Origin of the sequence: Faecalicatena contorta, assembly GCF_022835095.1 — a bacterium.
Lineage (GTDB): Bacteria > Bacillota > Clostridia > Lachnospirales > Lachnospiraceae > Faecalicatena > Faecalicatena contorta.
Genome location: NZ_BQNQ01000001.1, coordinates 1879632 through 1899016, shown reverse-complemented (window position 1 = coordinate 1899016; position 19385 = coordinate 1879632). Strand labels below are relative to the sequence as shown.

Here is a 19385-nt window from a genome sequence, read left to right as displayed (position 1 = left end):
AGCCCCGGACGACAATGTTGCGATTGATTAGCGAAACCTGTCCCCGTACTTGCTGAATATATCGTACAGGTTATTTTCGATTTCTCTTTTTCGCTTCTTCTTTTCCTCCGGGGAGAGTATCGGCGTCAGGTTTTCCAGCACAATGAGTTTGCCTTGAAAATAAACAGATTGCTTATCGCTTTGGTATGTAACAGCTTGAACCATTGAAAACCTCCCTTTTCCAGTATAGGTTAATGCCGACCAGTCTCCCTCTTGTCCGAATGGGGAAACATCAAAAAACGGCACCCCGGAAGGTGCCGCTCTTTGAGCTTTCCCCAGCTTCGGGCCAACATGGCCCGAGGTCAATAGTCCCCATGATAATATTTTTGCTCGGCCTCGTTGATGGTATGGAAGTCAAAGGCTTCGTGAAGCTGCCGTACCACACGGCGAATATCCTCATGGGAGAAGCCACAGTCATGCATTGCCATAATCACATAACCACGGCAGGCGTCATTGCTCCACGCGTCCGGTTCCAATCCCGGAATGGACGGATAAGTTTTCTTCATAAGGTTCTCCTGTTCATAAAATTATGGGGCCCCGCCGGAAAGGTCGCTCTATCATTAGACAGAATAGCGGCGGGGTCCCCACGGGTCAAAAGTGCTTTTCAGATAGACCGGACGGGCGGCTGGCGTTCCTCCCCATAGCATTTCAGCTCTCCCCATTCTGATGGCAAGGCGATCTCATTACCTGCGACGGCTCACGGTTCGCAACACCGCTGCACGCTCGGATTGTGACTAATCGCAAGTATCCGGGATTTTGTGTTTTATCCGGCTGACCTGCCAAGGCCCGCCTGCGGCATGGGCCTTATCGCTCCCTCTATCCTCTGACAATAGAGATCATGGCGGGCCTGTCACTGGACACAAGCACCCTTCGTATCCGGGTATCTTTTTATTCAGTTTTCAAGCTGCGTAAGGCTTGTCCGAACTTCGGGCCAATGTGGCCCGAGGCTTTGACTGCCTCTCATATACCATTTCATTTTTTGGTCTAAATCGGTACGCCTTACAGAACTTTTTTCAAAATTTTTTCCAGGCTCCGCAGACCGCGCTCAATGGCGACCCGCACGACTTTCTCATGGACACCTTCTGCCCGGGCAATATCTTTTTTGGTCATGCCGAGAATGAAATGGGCGTAAATACGTTTCGCCTGTTTGTTCGGCAACCGGGAAATGGCGGCATGAAGTTCCTGCATAGTCACTTTGCGCTCATACAGCTCATGCGGAGAAAGTGCAACGAAAAGAGCCTCATGCTCAATACCGTCGTTCCGGTCAAGGGAGTAGTATGCCTTGTGCCGGTATGTACGCAGACGGTAAGCCGCTTCTTTGTGGTCGAACTCGGAAAACAGATCGGCCACTTCGTCAGTTACTTCAACAAAACAATCCTGTGTATAATGAGGGTAAATATCCCGCAGATTGATAACTTTCATAAATACCTCCGTTTCGGGTGTTCGGGTTGACGGGTAGCCGAAACGGAGGCGGTGGTGAGCGACACCGGGGTATGAACTCGGGCCAACACGACCCGAAGTAAACTCGGAAATATAAAAAAGCGCCCGGACAGCAGAAAGCTATTCGAGCGCAAAAACTCCAATATTCACTTACAGAATGACAATTTTCGCACCGGCTACCAGACGGAGCCTGTTCGTTGACTGGGCTTTTTTTGACGGTAGTGAAATATCGTCTGAATTTGTCGGCGGTCAATGTGCTTCATGGCGGTTCCCTCCTAAAGCCGCCGTGTCAGCGTGTAGTCGTCACTCCTTTGTCGAGGGCATAAGGAACGGCGGCCTTGATGTTACTCAAAACCGCCGCAGTACCCGGAAAATCCATTTTGGGCGCACGAAGCTACCTGCCCTGCAACGGTTTTTTTCTTTCCCCGTCTGGCGGGGCAGGATCGCTTGGCTTATTCGGTTTATTCTTGCTCTTGTGCGGCTGCCTCTTTCAGCCGCGAAAAGCTCTCATCGCTGATGATGTGTTCAAGCCGGCAGGCGTCGGCCTCCACAGTCTTGGGGTCAACGCCTGCGGCGATAAGCTGCTCGGTAAAGAAGCAGTGGCGTTCATAGATTTTTTCAGCCACCTCGCGGCCCACATCGGTCAGTTGGAGAAAGTGATCCTCGTCCATCGTGAGAAAACCGCCGTCCCGCAAGGTAGACACTGCATGGCACACGCTGGGCTTTGACACCTCCATGTGCCGGGCCACATCTACGGAGCGCACCATACCGAGTTTCTTTTGGAGAACAAGGATGGTTTCCATGTAGTCCTCCCCGGACGCATGAAGCGTTTTGCTAAGACGCATTGATTATATTTGCTCCTTTTTCATGTGAGAAAAATGCCCGTAAGAGTTTGATTGCTTCATCATCCATTGGCCGATGCCATAGCACCTTATTCTCTTGAATAAACAGAAGATAAGTACAACACTTATAAATCAATTCAGGATCATGGGTAATCAGGAATAGGCTTTTTCCCATGTCTTTTAAGCGGTTCAAATTATCAGACACCTCTACCATATGGAAATAGTCTAAGCCACTGGTCGGTTCGTCAAAAACAAGGATTTCCTTGTTTGAGGCGATAGCACTTCCAATCGCTACCCGTTGCTTTTCCCCGCCAGATAAAGACATGGGATGCAGTTTGATTTTGGCTGCTAAATCAAGGCTGGATAAAATCTGGTTTGCCCATTCTGTATTTTCTTTTTCGTCCTCACCGTCCATACTAAGAAGCAATTCATCCAACACATCCTCGGTAAACAGTTGGTGGTTTACATCTTGCATAACCATGTAAGATATGTGGCACCGCTGCTTTGCACGATAAGAATGTCCATTAAGTTCTAACTCACCCAAAGCCCGTTTGTCCAATCCACACAGGCAACGAGCAAATGTGGATTTTCCCGCGCCGTTATTCCCAATAATTCCAATGATTTCTCCTTGTGGTAGCGTCAAATCAGGAATGTCCACAATAAGAGGGCCGTGTTTATCATAAGAAAACCGAAATTCCTTGATATGTAAAGTCGGCGGTTTCGCTTTTGGTTTGGCCTCCGGTGGAAGGTTGAATGGATCAAGGGCACGTAGCCCCATTCCCTGTAAAGTTTCGGGGGACAATGATTGAAATTGCTGCCTTGTAAATTCCTTGCTGATCTCTCCATGCTTCATGTAGATAATGCGATCAGCTAAAGGAACAAGATAATAAAGCCGATGTTCCGCTACCAAAATAGTTTTTTGCTCGGATTGCCAATGGCGAATGACTTGAATTAAATCTTCAATCGTTGCAATGTCCAAATTTGAGGAAGGTTCATCCAACACGAAAATATCTGGATGGATCGCATCCGCCGAGGCACAGGCAATTTTTTGTTTTTCGCCACCTGACAATGCAAACAGGCTTCGGTTTAACAGCTTTTCCAGTTTCAAACTCTTTGTAGTATCTTCAAGGCGCCTTGTCATTTCAGGAACCGGCAATCCCATATTCTCGCACCCGAACACAATCTCGCTGGTTGTATCTACGTTGTAAAACTGTGTTCGCGGATTCTGAAACACCGAACCCACCCTCTGTCCGATTTGGTACAGAGGGTAGTCTTTTAATTCCTTACCGTCCAGCAACACTTTCCCATCCAATTTGCCCGTGTAATAATGCGGAATCAGACCGTTAATCAAGCGGGTCAAGGTTGTTTTGCCGCATCCCGATTCCCCACAAAATAAAATTGTTTCTCCGTCATGGATTGTGAGATCAATGTGTTTTAGGCTATTCTCCGTTTCTCCACTCTCATAAGTGAAAGAAACATCCTTTAACTCTATCATTCTTGCACCCCCTTACCACGGACTAAAAAAGTATGTAATTATCAGCGCGGTTCCGGCAATCAGCACCGTTATCAAGTCCCAGCCGGTAAAACCGACTTTGGTAATGTTGGTTCGGCGGACAGGATTATCCAATCCGCGTGTCAGGGCAGCCGCAGAGAGGTCGTCCCCAATCTTGACTACCGAAATCATCAAAGGGATAAAACGGTATTCAATGAGAGCGGCTGGATTCTGCCAAAACTTTTTCGTTCCAAATTGCACCTCACGCATCCGCATGGCATCCTTTATAGCGGCGGATTCTTCCTGCATAGTGGGAATGAAACGGAACAGGACAGAGAGCGGTATTGTGATCTGCCGTCCAATGTGCATTCGGCCCAGCGCAGTAATGCACTCGCTGGCCGTAGTAGACTTGATGATATATGCGCCCATAACAAAGGCAGGAAATAATCGCAGCACTAAACCCACCAGCAGAACCACCAGCATGTTGATAACCATAGGAAATTGAATGGAGTTTTGAACTGCTTGCACAAACAGTCCTGCTGTAAATAAGCAGAAAAAGACAATGGCCGTTTTATATTGCCTGTTCGTTAAAAGCAACACAAATGGGATTAAGGCTACCGCAATCATAAACGCGGTGTGGCTATATAGAAATTCTGCGGTAGCGACAACGGCCATCAGCAACAGCTTGGTTCGTGGGTCCAAGCAAAAGCCTGTTCTGTTTTCAACAACCGCTTGAAGCTGCTCCATTACACAATGCCCGCTCTCTCAAAGTGTTTTTTCAGCATTTTATGGCCCAGAAGCGCGCCCAGAATACCGCCCACAAACAGCAGCGCAAAGCCCACATACATCATCCAGGAGGGCATCAGGGATTGCAAGGTGTTTGCGTACTGATCACCCATGGAGGTGTGGATGTTTTCCCAATACGCTTCACCGGCAAACCAGAGATTGGCGGGGCAACCCATGATACCGAGGCAAAAGCAGGCATAGCTCAGAACAGTGACTTTGAATTTCTGATAGCCGCCGATTTTGAGCACAACATCGCTTAGAATGCCGCCGAGCACCCAGCCGAGCAGGCCGATCCAGCCATAGCCGATTAAATAGAAGAAGATACCGCCAATGATGCCGGTAATGGTAAGCATTCCAAATTTCTTGATTTTTGTGTAATACAGCATCATAGGGATACCGCATACAATCGGCCAAATCACAAAAAGGAATGGATATACTACTGGTAACGCAGTTAATAGTCCAACGACAAAGAAAATGACGAGAGTCATTGCAGAATAAATACCAACATTGATAAGATCTTTGCCTGTAAGTTTATTTGTGTTTTCCATTTTCAAAAAGTCCTTTCAATATAATTTCGATTGATACATTAAGAAGCAAGAATCATTTTAAATATGAGAGATTAAACCACCTTCCTTTATCACAGTTAGTTAGATTACGCTAACTGCCAATCAAAAATTTTGGGGATCAAATCCCCAAAACAGTTTGCCACCCGGAACTGAAAAAAGCGGCCAATGTATGAGCATATTTTATCGCGGCATCTTTCGGATAATTGTGCAAGACAATTTCTGCGATAGATGAATAGTAAGAATGAACAAGCATATGCCACTCGTCATCCTCCAAATCATGTACGGGAACTCCGCGTTCCTTCAGTTCCGCAATTAGCTTTTGTGTCTCCCGAACATCGGAACGCACCACATCATCCAGAAAAGAAGCATATTTTGTCCCCGCAGACTGCATCAGCAGCAGTTTGAATACATCAAAATGTTCATAAATGTATTCGATAATCTGGCGAATCGTGTCCTCCGACAGTTTCCAGAGTTGCTTTAATTCATCCGTCCGAGCTAATTCAAAATGCTTGATGACAGAATCGGAATACATCTCAGATACCGCCTGAACCACTGGTTCGACAAGTGCGCCGAACAAAGCCTCTTTGTCCTCGAAATGATTGTAAAATGCCCCGTTTGTCACATGGGCGGCCTTACAGATTTCACGAATACTGGCACGTTCAAAACCATTTTCCAGAAAATGCTTTTTTGCACAGGCCAAAAGATTTTCATGGGTCTGCTGAAAATCCCTTGACATTTCCATCCCTCCATCCTATACTTGAATTACACTGTAATATTACACCGTAATTCAGATTATATCACGATGCCATCGAAAATGCAATACCCTCCTTGTATTTTCAGTTGCTCGAAAGGAGGCTTTCTTATGCCAAATAAAGAACCGGGTGCAATCCGCCAACTCTTTGCTTTTGTGGGCGAGAGAAACAGCAAAATGCGTATTTCCATTCTTCTTGCTGTGTTAGGGGAAATGTTTGGTATCGTACCATTCCTAATGGTGGCGCTGTTGGCGGATGAACTCTACCGCGGTACAGCCACCATACAGCGTGTTTTGTTCTTTAGTGGAATAGCCGCCATATGTCAGCTTATAAAAATGCTTCTCACATGGCGATCTTCTCTTATGTCCCACAAAATTTCCTTCACAATTTTGAAAAATATCCGTGAAGCAATTACAGATCGGATGGCAAAAGTCCCAATGGGCGTTATGCTGGAAACGCCTACGGGAACTTTCAAAAACCTAATTGTAGATAATGTTGCAAAGTTAGAGGATTCTATGGCTCATTTTATGCCAGAGCTGCCATCGAATATTGCAGCGCCGTTGTGCAGTATTCTCCTGATTTTCATTCTGGACTGGCGCATGGGGCTTGCATCCCTAATCACAATTCCACTGGGTATTCTCTTTTTCGCTGCTATGATGCGCGGTTATGGCCCTCGAATGGAAAACTATATGCGCTCTGCCAATGATATGAACAGCTCCTTAGTAGAATATGTCAGCGGCATTCAAGTCATTAAAGCGTTTAACCGTTCTGCATCCTCTTATGGAAAATACTCAAAGTCTGTCAACTATTTTCACGATTCTACAATGGAGTGGTGGAGTCAATGCTGGTTTTGGAATGCAGCGGCACGAGCTGTCCTGCCTTCTACTCTTTTGGGTACATTGCCAGTAGGCGCATGGCTTTACATGGAAGGAACGCTTTCACTTCCCGTATTTTTAATATCTTTAGTAGTTCCGCTGGGGTTCGTTGCTCCATTGATGAAAGTGTCCGAGGCGATGGAGCAAGTCAGCATGATAAAAGGTAATTTGGAGCAAGTAACCGCTTTCCTAAAAACCCCGGAACTTGTCCGACCCTCTGAACCTGTATCTTTGGGAGAACGTACTTACCAATTTGAGGACGTACATTTCGGCTATAAAGAAACCGAAGTTCTCCACGGTATTTCTTTTCAAACCAGACCCGGCACTATGACGGCTATTGTTGGGCCTTCCGGTTCTGGTAAATCCACGATTGCAAAACTGATGGCTGGTTTTTGGGATGTGACTTCTGGCTCTGTGCGTTTCGGCGGCCAGGATATTCGTCAAATCCCTTTTGAGCAGTTGATGGGTGAAATCAGTTATGTGGCACAAGACAATTTCCTATTCGACAAATCCATTCGGGAAAATATCCGCATGGGTAATCCGGCAGCAACAGATGAAGAAGTAGAAGATGCCGCAAAAGCTGCTAACTGTCATGACTTTATTATGCAGTTAGAGCAGGGATATGACACACTGGCCGGTGATGCCGGAGACCGACTTTCTGGCGGGGAGCGCCAACGTATTACGATTGCGAGGGCCATGCTAAAACCGTCATCCGTAGTCATTTTAGACGAGGCCACTGCCTATGCTGATCCAGAAAATGAGGCGCTAATTCAACAGGCAATCAGCAAATTAGTGGCCGGAAAGACATTGATTGTTGTAGCGCACCGTTTGAATACGATTCGCAATGCCGATCAAATTCTGGTTGTGGCAAACGGAAATATTGCAGGCCGTGGGACACAAGAAGAACTTCTCCGGGAATGCCCCATCTATCAAAAGATGTGGCAAGATTATGCCGGAACCATAGAAGAAGCAGACTTGAAAGGAGGAGTGGAAAACCATGCTTGAAATGATACGCCGGATTTTTAAGATTGCGGGTAGAAGCCGACAGAAAATCATCGTTGGCATCACATTTAATATTCTCAAATCCTTTTTCAATGGTTTTATGATGTTCGGTGTTTTTTGGATTTTATTACATTTAGAAAATCTTACACCTACTATTATTCTACAAGCCTTTGGTGTTGTATTAGGAAGTGTTATCGGACGCTTTTTCTTCCAATGGATGTATGACCGTACCATGAGTGGAACGGGATATGATATTTTCCGTGATTATCGTCTGGAAATAGGAGAAAAATTGAAACAGGCTCCTATGGGCTACTTTTCAGAGCAAAATTTAGGAACTATTCAGACAATACTTACTACGACGATTGCTGATTTAGAGGGTTACTCCATGCTTGCAATCGAGCAGATGACAAGCGGTGTTGCTATGGCAGCTCTCATGTCAATTATGATGTTCTTTTTCAACCCTATCATTGCCATTTTAAGTTTGATTGGACTATTATTAGGTTTACTTGTTCTTCGTTGGGTCCGCAGTAGAGCCGCGCAATATGCTCCTATTTATCAAGAAGCACAGGAAAACCTGGTGAGCAAAACAATGGAATATATCCGAGGGATTTCTGTTCTACGGTCTTTCTCCAAAGGTGAGGAAGGACAACGAGAAGTACGCAGCGCATTTCAAAAAAAGTGGGATGCAGATTATGGGCAGGAAAAGGCTACGGCCGGGGTTCTCCGTTTTTATATTCTGGTCTATAAGCTCATGAGCTGTGTACTGATTGCTGCGGCGGGTTTGCTTTTTATGGCTGGAAAAATAAGTTTGCCCTACTGCTTGACTTTCCTGTTTTGCGCATTTACTGTGTACTCTGACTTAGAAACAATGGGAAACAGCGCCTTTTTGAGCAAGAAAATCAATACAGAACTGGATCGGTTAGAAGAAGTCACCAATATACCTCAAATGGACACCAGCACAGACAAATTAGAAACTTCCCACTACGATATAACACTGGATCATGTATCATTTGGCTATGACAAGCGGCAGGTCATCCATGACATCTCTCTGAACATTCCAGAACATACTACCTGTGCTATTGTTGGCCCATCTGGAAGTGGAAAAACAACTTTGTGTAATTTAATTGCCCGGTTTTGGGATGTGCAGGATGGCGCTGTACGAATTGGCGGAAAGGATGTAAAAAACTATACTGCGGATAGTATTTTGGAGCATATCAGCATGGTCTTTCAGAATGTATATCTTTTCCACGATTCTATTGAAAACAACATCAAATTTGGAAAGCCTGATGCTACCCACGAGGAAGTAGAAGCTGCCGCAAAACGTGCTTGCTGCCATGATTTTATTTCAGCGTTGCCAGATGGGTACAATACAATCATCGGCGAGGGAGGCTCTACACTTTCCGGCGGAGAGAAGCAACGAATTTCTATTGCCAGAGCGATTCTTAAAGATGCACCTATTATTATTTTGGATGAGGCCACTTCCAGCGTTGATCCGGAAAATGAGCAGGCACTTTTATCTGCGATTTCAGAACTGACGAAAAATAAAACCTTAATTTCGATTGCCCATCGTTTGAGTACAGTGGAAAACGCAGATCAAATCATTGTAATAGATCAGGGTAGAATTGCTCAACAGGGAACTCACCAGTCTTTGATTTCACAAGAGGGAATTTATAGAAATTTCCTAAACCTCAAACTCGCATCCGCTGGATGGCAGCTTTAATTACATAGCATGATATAAAGGCCGGGATTTATCGCCCTGTGGCGGCAAATTCCGGCCTCTTTTATACTATACTTATCCGTAGATCAATTCCTGAAAAACGATTTCCTCCGCCTGCGCTTTCAGCGTGTTCATCAGCCCCACCCAGCGCATGGGGTCACGGGCTTTCAGTTCCTCGGTGACGCCCGCCGCCTCCATCATCCGGGGCAGCATGGCATCCATCCGCTCCCGCGCCGCCCGGTCAATCTCCAACAGGTGCGGGTACAGCTTTTCGCCCAAAATCAGGCTGCTACAAAGATCGGACGATGTTCCTTCAAGTAGTATTGCTTTTATATAAATAAGACAGTGCTGGGGATTTTCAGATATACCTTAGAAGCCCCAATTATTGGTTGTCGCTAAGTGGCAAGCAATGCCTCTGTGGCCACAAGTGGCACAAAGGCGGCTTGTTGGGGCTCGCCCCAAACCCGTATCTTCGGGCCAACATGGCCCGAAGTGTCAGCGTCGCTTTGCTCCTTATTTTCATAACCTTAACGCTCCTTTTCCTGATTTCTTCCCGGATCGGTGTAGCCCATCAGAGTGTCAATGTTCGCCTTGATTGTGACGATCTCCTGCATATCCCGTCGTGCCTTTTGATATTCTCCATAGAGCTGTTTTTTCTTTGCTGTGAGCTTACGGCCTTCTTCCTTCAGCACATCCATTTTAGGGAGCTTCGCCCCGCCCAGCAGAGAGCGCATTTCCGCTTGTGCAGCCCGGTACAGTTCAAGGTCGGCCTCATGCTCCGCAAGGAATTTCCGGCTGTACTTCGTCGCCTTATACTGCTCAAAGACCGGACGGGTTTTGGCATACTGAACCGTTGCGGCCTTTAGCCCGGCATTGGTTTTCATGGCCTGTTCCGTCTGCTTGATCTGCTCGGAAATGGCATGAAAACGGTCTGCTGCCTCGGTGGCTTTCTGTGCCAACTGCTCATAATCGGTCAGGCCATTGTCCTGTATATAGGCAAGGGCAGCAGCCATCTGCTTAATGTTAAATACCTTCGCCCAGCGTTCATATCCCGGCCCCTTACCGGCAGCCAGCTTCGCTTGAATATCCACCGCCAGACTGATTTTCCGCTCCAAGTGCCCGGGGCGTTTTTCTTTGCCCTCAATGGCGGCCAGAACATCTTGCAAGTCGTAGCCGTCCCCCAGCGTGGAGGCGCGCAGACGGGTGAAGCGTTCCTGTCCCTGCCCGGTCAGCCGGAAGCTGATACCGCCGCCCCGAACCTTCTTGACCTCATATCCGGCCCGCTTCATCAGATTGAGAAATTCGTCCAGATCAGCGGGGCGTTCCGCCAGCGCAGTATCAATGGCAAGGCGCAGTCTGTCCTGATAGGAAAGCGGCCCTTTTCGTTCTTTCTGCCATTCTCCATAATTCCGATACTTGCCCTTGCTCCGGGGCTTCGGGTTCTCTACAATGGACAGCCCGTTTTCAAGGCACAGCCTGTCAGAGAGCCGCCGAAGGGCGAAGCTGGAGCCCCAAAAGTTTCGGAATTTCCGGGTGCAGTCAAGGGTGGTGGAGTTGTAATAAATGTGACAATGGATGTGCTGCTTATCGGTGTGCGTGGTAACGATAAAAGCGTGCCGCCCCTTCGTCCAGCGCATAGCCAGTTCATAGCCGATACGGTTTGCCTCCTTCGGGGGAACCTCGCCCGGATAGAAGGATTGCCGTATCTGATAGCACAGCACATCATTTTCTTTTTTCTGTTCCCGCCCCGTCATGGCGGCATAGCTGGCCTTTGCCAAAAGGAACTCGTCCGCCACGGTGGCCGGATCACATTCATAAGCGGAGATGTACTTTCCGCTTTCTGTTTTTTCCGGGTTCTTGCCATAGTCCAGACAATCCCGGATAGCCTCAGCAATCGTTTCGCCTTCGCCCGCATGGCGCTGCAACAAAGTTGTAGTAGCCAAAAATCATCCCTCCTTTCCATAAGAAAGAGGCGGCCCATTCAGACCGCCCCGACTTCGGGCCAGTATGGCCCGAGGCTGCTTAACTTTCCAGAAACCGGTACAGAGCGGATTTGCCTCCGTCCAGTGCCCAAAGAAGGGAGCCCGCCACTGCTTGCAGTCCATACGGCGAAAGCAGGAAGGCGAGGAACAGAAATACAATCCCGCCGATGGGGGTCGGCGTGAAAAAGAGGACGATACCGAGCACTGCCAGGATCACGGAGGCAATCGTCAGCAGGAAGGCGCAAATATCAAGCAGAAATACCAGCAGAGCCGTCAGAAGGGACAGCGCCAGAGCGAAGGGCGCAACCAATATTTTCAGCAGTATCTTCATCATCAAAACCTCCTTTATCTTTTCTATCTTCATTTTACCATGCCTGTCCGGGGACATAAATGTTGCGAAAGATTAGTGAATCCTGTCCTAAATCTATTTTCAAATAAAAACGGATGGTCTAATGAAACCATCCGTTTTTAAACATATTCTATTTTTCTGGTTTGATAGTTTGCTTAACCAGTTCAGTTTTTTGTTTCTCAATGAGATTTGAGTAAACTGCATAAGCAACATTTTGAAAATAATCGATATACAAACTCTGGTCACTTGCAGGTAAAGGGGCCAAACGTTCTATACCGTCATCTTCAAGCTGGTATGTTTTTACAATATTGATTTTCAAGTCGGTTTGCTTAAAATTCACATCGATTACTATTGTTATCGGGAGTGTCTTGTGCGATAACTTGTAACTCATACTTGAAAAAATAAAACCTTGAGACATACATTCCTTTACAAAATCATTATTTCTTAACCCGTCACCTTTTAAAATCGCACTACTAATTCCCGAAAGGCGTCCGGTGGGTTCAGAAGCATCAATTTCGCCTGATGTAGTCTCGTCATTTTCATCATCAATGCTTTTTTCATCTTTGTTTACAGTAACATTAATAATGTCTGTTAGTTTCCATTCTTTGTGAGTGTACGCGCCAAAATCATCAAAGAAATCTACCTTGTGTGCCTTTAAAAGACTTGCTAAAGTTATTCTTTTAAGACCAAATACAGCCTGCTCACTATCTTCTTGAATCATTTCATCCAGAAGTGTGACAAACTGTTTTGATTCGGACATTCCTTCGTGCCGTATGCTAACTTTATACTTCTGCGAATCATCTTCTAACGGGGAAATGGTAACATCTAAAGTCACTGTTCGCGTTTCAGCAATTTTAATACGGCCTCTTTGGGGTTTTTTATATATGTACTGCAATGTTACGCTGGTTTGATTTCTTGCAATGTTTTTTAATGTATACTTAGTATTCGAACTACGGCCTTTATTGACAAATTCATCTGCTATACTCGTCAGAAAATCTTCTTTGGACTGTTCGCTTTTAGGAGAGATTATGACAACAGTAGACTTCAAGTTGTTTTGCTCAAAATTCATAACCTCTTGCATCTGAGTCATAGTTGCAGAGCCAAAAAAATGATGGTGTATCAAGTCAGAAAGAGCCTCTGAATTAGTACATACGGGAAGGATACCTTTTTGCCGTAAAACATATTTGACACTTTGAGCGTTAATTAGTTTATCGTCTATTAATTTTTTAAGGTCATCCCCCTTAACAAAGGATTGAACTGCCATTATTCTCGCCTCCCTTATGACTCATAATAGATTCTTGATAAACGACGATTATCCATCAGATAATATTTAAAAGTATCTTTCTCTGCGAACATTTTTGAAAAAGATTCTTTAATGTGATCTATGTCTTTTTCTGTTTCAGGATAAAAATAGAAATGAACTTCTTGATAACGATCACTTCTCGATTCTAATTGTAATTCATTAATCATATCCTGCAAATACTTTAAAGAATCATCTGTAACATGCTCAAAACAAAACAGGGCCTTTATATCAACCTTTGTTGTAATGCCTTGGTTAGTTACACTTTTAATATAGGATGCCAAGATGTAGTCGGAAAATAAATATGTTGGCGTGACTACAGGTGAACGATCCCAGGTAGAACCACCAATGGATGGATATATAATGCCAAAGCTATTTTCAATACTGTTTTGCTTAATTTTCGCAATTTCAGCATTAAAAGAACACCATTTTTCAAGCCTACTATTATCTGCAAGATAAATCATTAGAGGATGGCGACGTCTTGGAACCTTAATTTGGGAAATGCTTTTTAACGCACGTTTCATCTCGTATATGTTATCACTCGAATTATATAATAAAATCCCACCGATTAAAGTATATTCTTCTAAATATGTAGTTAAGGCAGGAGATGTTGAAGCACACTCAATAGTATTACACAATTCCTCAACCCATAATGACAAATTACTTGGAATAAAGTTAGACCATTCGCGATGTTTGCATTCTATAATAAAAGCCTCTTGGCGTTTAGTGAAAGGATTATAATATCCTGCTAATATATCTACACCATGCGTTTTTTTGTCAGAAGATTTTGCATTTTTATGTGCAGCTCTTATACAATCAATTTGAACATCTTGAGCTAAAATCTTCCATTCCAAATGCTCAAAAATAGAATTTCCATAGTGCTCTAATTTTTTTCCAATTCTTTGACTAAGTTCGCCCATTAATGTTCACCTCCATTTAGCAAGATTTGATGGAGAAACAATATTTCTTCATCGTCCATCGAAGAACGAGACTTATAAACGGTAACTCGCCCCTTTGCTGTAATCCGGAGTTTAATTGAACTATTATCACAGTAAAGAATAATAGTCATGCTTGAAATTTTATCATTATATTTCTGTAGGATAGAAAAAGCATCTCCATACGATGAAAGATCCACAGTAAAGTTGCCAACAATATCTTCCGTAAAGAGAAAATCTTGAAAGCAGACTTTAGAGACTTTTAATTTATAACCTTTCAATTTTTCTAATAGAGTGTCAATCGTAACTTCGACACTATTAATGGAAATAGGTGCTAACAAATTTGATAGCTCAAATACTAATTTGTTTGCCGAAGTTTTGTTTCCCCAAATTTCTAAAAAATCATCCGTAATGCTGAAAGAAATAACATTTGCTTTAGGAACAATACGATATTCAAAAACTCTCTGCTCAGGGTTATAATAAGATTCTTGAGCATTTTGGACAATGACATATTCGCCCAGTAGTTCATTGGCACTAATCATTTCCAAATTAAAATAGGTATTTTTATCTTCTGGATAACCTTTCAAGCGTGAATATATTGATTCTACATTGATTTCTGCCGGTGAACGCAATTCATATATAAAAATACTGCTGGAAGCCATCGAGTTACCCCCTTTAAAAATATTGTCAGAATCTACAATCAATTTAATTATACGACTATATAGAAAAGTTATCAATGTCATAGTAGGCAAAAGTTATCATCAAAATGAAAAAGGAAGGGCGACAGGCAAAACCTGCCGCCCTCGTCTTACTTTGCCACCAGCTCGGAGAGCTCCCGCAGCACCTTTGACACCTCGCCCCACAGCTTTTCATAGTCCCGCTTCAATCCGTCGATTTCCTCCGGGTACACGCCATAGGTATGTGCGTGTATGGCAACCTGATTGAGATTGTTAGAACAGCGCCGTTGCAGAGAGATCAGCTCTTTTACGGGCGCAAGGTCGATGTGCAGGATATACCCATTCAGAGCCATTTTCCGTACATAAGCGCCGGCGTTGGAAATGCCCGCCTCAGCCATCCGTTCATGGATGGCTGCCAGCTCGTCCGGCGTTACCATGACATGCAGATGGACATTCCGCTTGCGGTTCTCCATCAGCGTTCCAGCTCCCGGCCTTTCCGGCGCTCTTTGGGCTCTTTTACCTTGTCCAGCGGCTTTGCGTCCAGCTCCGGGGGCGTGGGTGGGATGGGCGTATTGTTGGGTACGCCGTCGATCATGTTGCAGTTCTGCTCCGTGGAGAGCTCGGCGGTTTTCAGATAGTTGTCTTTTTCGTGCATGGCGATCCTCCTTTATCGTTCCTCATGGTTTTTATGGCTCCGCTTCTGGCCGGGCTCCTTCGGGGGGGCCTGCCCTCTGGTTCCTTCTTTGAGCCGGGCGGTAATGGATGGGCGCACCCGGTCAGGATTGCCCGGTGCTGGTTTCAGTTCATAATCCTCCATCTGCTTTTCGGTCAGCGGCTTTGCGTAGGTCAGTTCGCCCCATGCCATCAGCCTGCCGTCTGCCACAGGACGCCGCCTGTCATCATCGTAGTTGACGATGGAAAGAGGCTGGTTATCCGGCGGCTTCGGGTAGGTGCCTATGTCCACGGGTCGCTGGGTGGAATAATAGCGGTAAACGCCCTCCGGTCCCAGCTCAGTATGCTTGACCACCGCATGGTAAAGCTGCTGATAGTCGTCCACCCGGCGGTCAAAGTCCCTCTGCGCCCACGCCTGACTGGTTCCATAGCGGCCCCAGTAGTAATCCCGATGGCCGTTTTCCCCCTCGGTAAACTGCCAGGTCACAAAGGGGCTCGGCGCTCCCGGATTATGCCCCAGTGCAAAGCCGTGTCCGGTTTCAAAGGTGGCAGCTTTCAGAATCACATATCCTTGTACTGCCTCCAAGAGATCCCTCCTTTCTGTGCCTCGGGTCAACATGACCCGAAGTGCTGGATGTTACGAAATAAGAGGGCAGACCGGGGAGGAATGTAATAAGATATTCCCACCCCGGAAACACCCTCAAAAAAGCCCGGAATGTCAAGCCTTTGGAGGCGGCAAATCGTAACAGCCGCCCGGCCTTTTCTCCCGCATTTTCCTCATGCGTTCCCGGCTTTTCCGACGGTTTCCTTCGGCCTTGCAGACGTCGGAGCAGTAGGCTTGACGCCCCTCGGGCAAAAACGCCTTTCCGCAGACCGCACAGGCCCGCAGTTCCGGGGAGATGCCTTCCGTTGTCAGCGCCGCTTGAAGCTCCGGGTCAAGGGGCAGGACAGCCTCACGGAAGTAACGGCAGTACGCCCCTGTCCAGCACTTGTGCAGCATATAACAGGCACAGTCCAGAGGAAGGCACAGGCCGCTTTCCCTGTCATAGTTGGCACACATCCCCGTGACCAGAGAACGGATTTTCTTCTTCTCGTCACGGGTCAGCTCCCGGGCGTCCATTTAAGACTTCGGGCCACGATGGCCCGAAGGGCGGGGCTCCACGATCAGCGCCCGGAACTTCTTCCGGCACTGTTTTTTCTTTCCTTTGCACTCCTTGTAGTAACGGCATCCCTTACAAGGGTTGTCATTGTCCCAGCCGGGGTGCGGTACTTCCTTCATCATTCGTTCAAAAGGGCTGCTTGTAAAATTCATTCTCATTCCTCCGTATCTTCCTCCCACGGCGGGGTATCTTCGTCCTCGGGTTCCTCTGCGATCTCCTCCAGCTCCCCGTCCTCATATTCGCAGTAATCATCTTCCAAATCCGGGGCCTCATGCTTCGGCTTGTAAATCTTGAAATAGTAACCAATCCCACCGCCGGCCAGCACCACCGCACCAATCAGGAGCAGAGAGAGAAGGGGGCTGTCCTTTTTCTCCGGCTCGGGTTCCGGTACTTCCTCCACCGGTTCAGTGGGCTTTGGCTCTGGCTCCGGGGTCACTTCTTTGGGCGGTTCCTTACCCTGTTCGGCAAGAGGCAGAAGGTCGTCTGTGGTAACGGTATTGAGGAAATAGACGTTCTCGCTGGTTTTCTGTTTGTCGATCACCAGATAAAACACGCTCTCGTCTGCGGTGGTGATGGTGTAGAACTCCTTTCCATCCTCGTCGGTGGCGTTGTCCACCACGGTTCCCGTCCCGTCCGGGGTAAAGGGGTTCTGGGTTTCCGGCTCTGCTTCGGTTTCTGCCGGGGAGGGAGCTGTCTCCGGCTGCGGCTCGCTGCTCTGTGCATAAGCCGGGACTGTAAAGATCAGGCAACACAAAAGGCTGGCAGCCATCGCCGCCAGCCTGCGGTATTTAATTTTCTTCATGGGCTGTGTCCTCCTTTTCGGGTGCCTCCGGCTTCGGGTCAGTATGACCCGAAGCGGTAAGGCTGTTTTTGGGGTCATTCAGAAAAGCCATAAGCTGGGCGGGCGTCAATTTGAGGGAGCGCACCGCCTGCACGATCTGGCTGTTTTCTTCCTCCTGTTTCTGCTTTTCCAGCTCCCGGATTTTGGCCTGCCACTCGGCAGCCTTCTCCCGGGCTTTTTCCAGTTCCTTATCGAGCTTGTCGATCTTGTTCATGCAAGGACTCCTTTCCTCTGGCTCACAAACGCCCGAAGGCATAGAAATGTGTCTGCCAGTAGCTTGAATTGATGTTTGCGTATTGGATGGGCGAACCACAATGAAGCATCATCCCGTCGCCCACATAAATCCCCACATGGGACACAGGGCCGGGGCTGTCATAGGTTCCCGTGAAAAAGATAATATCGCCGGGCTTTGCCTCGGAGGGGGAAATGATAGCACACTGGTTGTAAATGCCCTGCGCCGTGGTACGGGGCAGGTTGTGGACGCCGCTGGCCGTGTACACCCAGCAGACAAAGCCCGAACAGTCAAAGGAGGTGGACGGGCTGGAGCCGCCCCACACATAGGGCCAGCCGATGTACTTTGTGGCTTCTTCCATGAGCGCCGCAAAAGCCGGGTCATCCAGCGCCTCGCCGGGTATCTCATAGCTGGGGCCAGTATCTTCGCCGCCGTTGTAAATCCCTTCCCACAGATAGGGTTTGTTGCCTTTGAGCTGCTGCATAACGATGTAGATTTCCCGCTGCTGTTCGTTAAGCCTCGGTAGGATCACGGCAGGCAGCGTCTTGTTTGTGAGGGTCACATTGAGAATGTAATACTCATAGGGAACTTCCTCGGTGGTGGTTTCCCCGGTCTCCGGGTCGGTGCTGGTTTCGGTGCGGTAGCGTATCTCGACTTCCTCCGTCAAGGTCAGTTCATACTGTGCCTCGAAAATCTCCCGCAGCTCGTCCTGCACTTGTTCTCGGAAATAGACATGGTACTTTGCAGAGAAATAGGACGCCAGCTCATAGGGGTTATGGCCGATCTCGTCCACGGAATAGCGGTACTCGTCATAGCCGGGATGGGTGCTTTCGATGTTCGCTACCGTCTGCGCCAGCTCGTTTTCCAGCGCCGTGTAGTCCTCGTCCACGCCCAGCAGGTCCGTATCCTCCGAGGCGTAGGAAGTGCCGGATAACGCATTGGCAAGGCCGCTGCCAAGCGTGGGGAAAATGGAACTTACCGCCGACACAAGAAAACAGAGCAGCAACAGCAGGAGCAGGACCAGCACCGCCACTGGATGACGGGTCACAAACTGCGCCGCCCGACGGGTCGCAGTTCCCGAAGCGGCAGCGGTTTTCCTTGCGGCCTTTGCGCCCTGTTTTGCAGCCGCCTTTGCTTCTTTGGAATACCGGCGTTTCAGTTTCCATTTCTGCTGCACACGGGAAAGCGGATTGCTGGCAAGCTCCGGGTGATCGGAAGCCATCTTCTGAAAATCCATATTAGCCCGGGCTTTTATGTCCTTCCGTTCCCACTTTGCCACCTTCCGGGCCGGGTGTTCCTGCCAGCGCCGTTTGGCATACCGGGCCAGTTTCCGGGTCCCGGCCTCGGCGGTCAGCTCGGATTTATGCGCTCCTTCCACGCCCACATTTTCATGTTCGACTTCGTTGATTTTGTTGTGGAGATAAAACCATGCCTCGGTGCGGGCTCCCCGGACAGCTTTCTTTGCAAGCCCCGGTGGCTTCTGCGCCGCCCGTTTCGCCTCGACCTTATCCAGCTTCTCCCGGGCCTTTCCCAGCTTTTCCCCGGCGCGCTCCGCTTTGGCCTGCGCCTTCTGGTACTTGTCCTTTTTGCTCCCGGCCTTCTCGGCGGGGCCTTCCGGCTCCTGCGCCTTTCCGGTATCCTGCGGACCGCCCTTGTCATCCTCCTGCCTCATGCGGTCAGAAGGGCGGGCTTTCCGGCTGTCCTCTTGAAACTTGCCGCTTTTGGA

23 protein-coding genes and 1 pseudogene are annotated in these 19385 nt (G+C 47.5%); 2 read left to right on the top strand and 22 right to left on the bottom strand.

Going from position 1 to position 19385, the window contains the following annotated elements:
• Positions 1 to 27: 27 nt before the first annotated feature.
• The 8 genes from MWG26_RS08515 to MWG26_RS08480 all read right to left on the bottom strand — a co-directional run bounded on the left by MWG26_RS08515 (position 28) and on the right by MWG26_RS08480 (position 5901).
• Positions 28 to 204 carry a hypothetical protein gene (locus MWG26_RS08515; RefSeq protein WP_003500060.1) on the bottom strand — a complete coding sequence of 59 codons (177 nt, stop codon included), beginning with the start codon at positions 202 to 204 and terminating at the stop codon, positions 28 to 30.
• Between the two features lie 137 nt (positions 205 to 341).
• Positions 342 to 545: a hypothetical protein gene (locus MWG26_RS08510; protein ID WP_003500062.1), complete on the bottom strand. Its 204-nt coding sequence runs from the start codon at positions 543 to 545 to the stop codon at positions 342 to 344.
• A gap of 493 nt (positions 546 to 1038) precedes the next feature.
• Entirely contained in the window at positions 1039 to 1461 is a 423-nt protein-coding gene (locus MWG26_RS08505; protein WP_003500063.1) for an RNA polymerase sigma factor, read from the bottom strand.
• A 479-nt stretch (positions 1462 to 1940) separates the two neighbouring features.
• Positions 1941 to 2324 carry a metal-dependent transcriptional regulator gene (locus MWG26_RS08500; RefSeq protein ID WP_117440908.1) on the bottom strand — a complete coding sequence of 128 codons (384 nt, stop codon included), beginning with the start codon at positions 2322 to 2324 and terminating at the stop codon, positions 1941 to 1943.
• On the bottom strand, positions 2314 to 3816 hold the full coding sequence (locus MWG26_RS08495) for an ABC transporter ATP-binding protein (RefSeq protein WP_117440909.1): 1503 nt from the start codon (positions 3814 to 3816) through the stop codon (positions 2314 to 2316). Before MWG26_RS08495 ends, MWG26_RS08500 begins: the two co-directional genes overlap by 11 nt.
• Positions 3817 to 3828: 12 nt before the next feature.
• Positions 3829 to 4560, bottom strand: a complete 732-nt coding sequence (locus MWG26_RS08490; RefSeq protein ID WP_117440910.1) for an energy-coupling factor transporter transmembrane component T — start codon at positions 4558 to 4560, stop codon at positions 3829 to 3831.
• Positions 4560 to 5147: an MptD family putative ECF transporter S component gene (locus tag MWG26_RS08485; RefSeq protein WP_117440911.1), complete on the bottom strand. Its 588-nt coding sequence runs from the start codon at positions 5145 to 5147 to the stop codon at positions 4560 to 4562. Before MWG26_RS08485 ends, MWG26_RS08490 begins: the two co-directional genes overlap by 1 nt.
• Before the next feature lie 136 nt (positions 5148 to 5283).
• A complete protein-coding gene (locus MWG26_RS08480; RefSeq protein ID WP_003500068.1) occupies positions 5284 to 5901 on the bottom strand; it encodes a TetR/AcrR family transcriptional regulator in 618 nt (205 codons plus the stop codon).
• 126 nt (positions 5902 to 6027) lie between these two features.
• Here MWG26_RS08480 and MWG26_RS08475 point away from each other — a divergent pair, with 126 nt between their 5' ends.
• Together MWG26_RS08475 and MWG26_RS08470 are read left to right on the top strand one after the other, a co-directional pair.
• Positions 6028 to 7797: an ABC transporter ATP-binding protein gene (locus MWG26_RS08475; RefSeq protein WP_003509372.1), complete on the top strand. Its 1770-nt coding sequence runs from the start codon at positions 6028 to 6030 to the stop codon at positions 7795 to 7797.
• Positions 7790 to 9514 (top strand): ABC transporter ATP-binding protein, encoded by a 1725-nt coding sequence (locus tag MWG26_RS08470; RefSeq protein ID WP_003500071.1) that lies wholly within the window; start codon positions 7790 to 7792, stop codon positions 9512 to 9514. Before MWG26_RS08475 ends, MWG26_RS08470 begins: the two co-directional genes overlap by 8 nt.
• A gap of 72 nt (positions 9515 to 9586) precedes the next feature.
• On the opposite strand, the pseudogene MWG26_RS08465 reads toward MWG26_RS08470, so the two are convergent.
• The 14 genes and pseudogenes from MWG26_RS08465 to MWG26_RS08400 form a co-directional block, all read right to left on the bottom strand.
• Positions 9587 to 9840 (bottom strand): annotated as a pseudogene (locus MWG26_RS08465) (TnpV protein); the annotation flags it as partial.
• Positions 9841 to 10038: 198 nt separating this feature from the next.
• Positions 10039 to 11454, bottom strand: coding sequence for a relaxase/mobilization nuclease domain-containing protein (locus MWG26_RS08460; RefSeq protein WP_117440912.1), 1416 nt, complete (start codon positions 11452 to 11454; stop codon positions 10039 to 10041).
• Positions 11455 to 11533: 79 nt separating this feature from the next.
• Positions 11534 to 11827 (bottom strand): CD1845 family protein, encoded by a 294-nt coding sequence (locus MWG26_RS08455; protein WP_240285671.1) that lies wholly within the window; start codon positions 11825 to 11827, stop codon positions 11534 to 11536.
• A 145-nt stretch (positions 11828 to 11972) separates the two neighbouring features.
• Positions 11973 to 13106, bottom strand: coding sequence for a hypothetical protein (locus MWG26_RS08450; protein ID WP_023042377.1), 1134 nt, complete (start codon positions 13104 to 13106; stop codon positions 11973 to 11975).
• A gap of 14 nt (positions 13107 to 13120) precedes the next feature.
• Positions 13121 to 14062 (bottom strand): PD-(D/E)XK nuclease domain-containing protein, encoded by a 942-nt coding sequence (locus tag MWG26_RS08445; RefSeq protein ID WP_117440914.1) that lies wholly within the window; start codon positions 14060 to 14062, stop codon positions 13121 to 13123.
• A complete protein-coding gene (locus MWG26_RS08440) occupies positions 14062 to 14739 on the bottom strand; it encodes a hypothetical protein (protein WP_117440915.1) in 678 nt (225 codons plus the stop codon). The genes MWG26_RS08445 and MWG26_RS08440 overlap by 1 nt, the downstream gene beginning before the upstream one ends.
• Positions 14740 to 14885: 146 nt before the next feature.
• The gene (locus MWG26_RS08435; protein WP_012741672.1) at positions 14886 to 15227 is read right to left on the bottom strand and encodes a plasmid mobilization protein; all 342 of its coding nucleotides are present in this window, start codon (positions 15225 to 15227) and stop codon (positions 14886 to 14888) included.
• The gene (locus MWG26_RS08430; RefSeq protein WP_003500078.1) at positions 15227 to 15409 is read right to left on the bottom strand and encodes a DUF4316 domain-containing protein; all 183 of its coding nucleotides are present in this window, start codon (positions 15407 to 15409) and stop codon (positions 15227 to 15229) included. Before MWG26_RS08430 ends, MWG26_RS08435 begins: the two co-directional genes overlap by 1 nt.
• Before the next feature lie 12 nt (positions 15410 to 15421).
• On the bottom strand, positions 15422 to 16012 hold the full coding sequence (locus MWG26_RS08425) for a defense against restriction DarA-related protein (protein WP_240285670.1): 591 nt from the start codon (positions 16010 to 16012) through the stop codon (positions 15422 to 15424).
• Positions 16013 to 16144: 132 nt separating this feature from the next.
• On the bottom strand, positions 16145 to 16546 hold the full coding sequence (locus MWG26_RS08420; protein ID WP_117440917.1) for a cysteine-rich VLP domain-containing protein: 402 nt from the start codon (positions 16544 to 16546) through the stop codon (positions 16145 to 16147).
• On the bottom strand, positions 16547 to 16738 hold the full coding sequence (locus MWG26_RS08415; RefSeq protein ID WP_318272949.1) for a hypothetical protein: 192 nt from the start codon (positions 16736 to 16738) through the stop codon (positions 16547 to 16549).
• Positions 16739 to 16740: 2 nt separating this feature from the next.
• Positions 16741 to 17388 (bottom strand): DUF4366 domain-containing protein, encoded by a 648-nt coding sequence (locus MWG26_RS08410; RefSeq protein WP_032521002.1) that lies wholly within the window; start codon positions 17386 to 17388, stop codon positions 16741 to 16743.
• Positions 17375 to 17641, bottom strand: a complete 267-nt coding sequence (locus tag MWG26_RS08405) for a DUF4315 family protein (RefSeq protein WP_005927622.1) — start codon at positions 17639 to 17641, stop codon at positions 17375 to 17377. The genes MWG26_RS08410 and MWG26_RS08405 overlap by 14 nt, the downstream gene beginning before the upstream one ends.
• A 22-nt stretch (positions 17642 to 17663) precedes the next feature.
• Positions 17664 to 19331 (bottom strand): C40 family peptidase, encoded by a 1668-nt coding sequence (locus tag MWG26_RS08400; RefSeq protein WP_117440918.1) that lies wholly within the window; start codon positions 19329 to 19331, stop codon positions 17664 to 17666.
• Between the last annotated feature and the right edge of the window lie 54 nt (positions 19332 to 19385).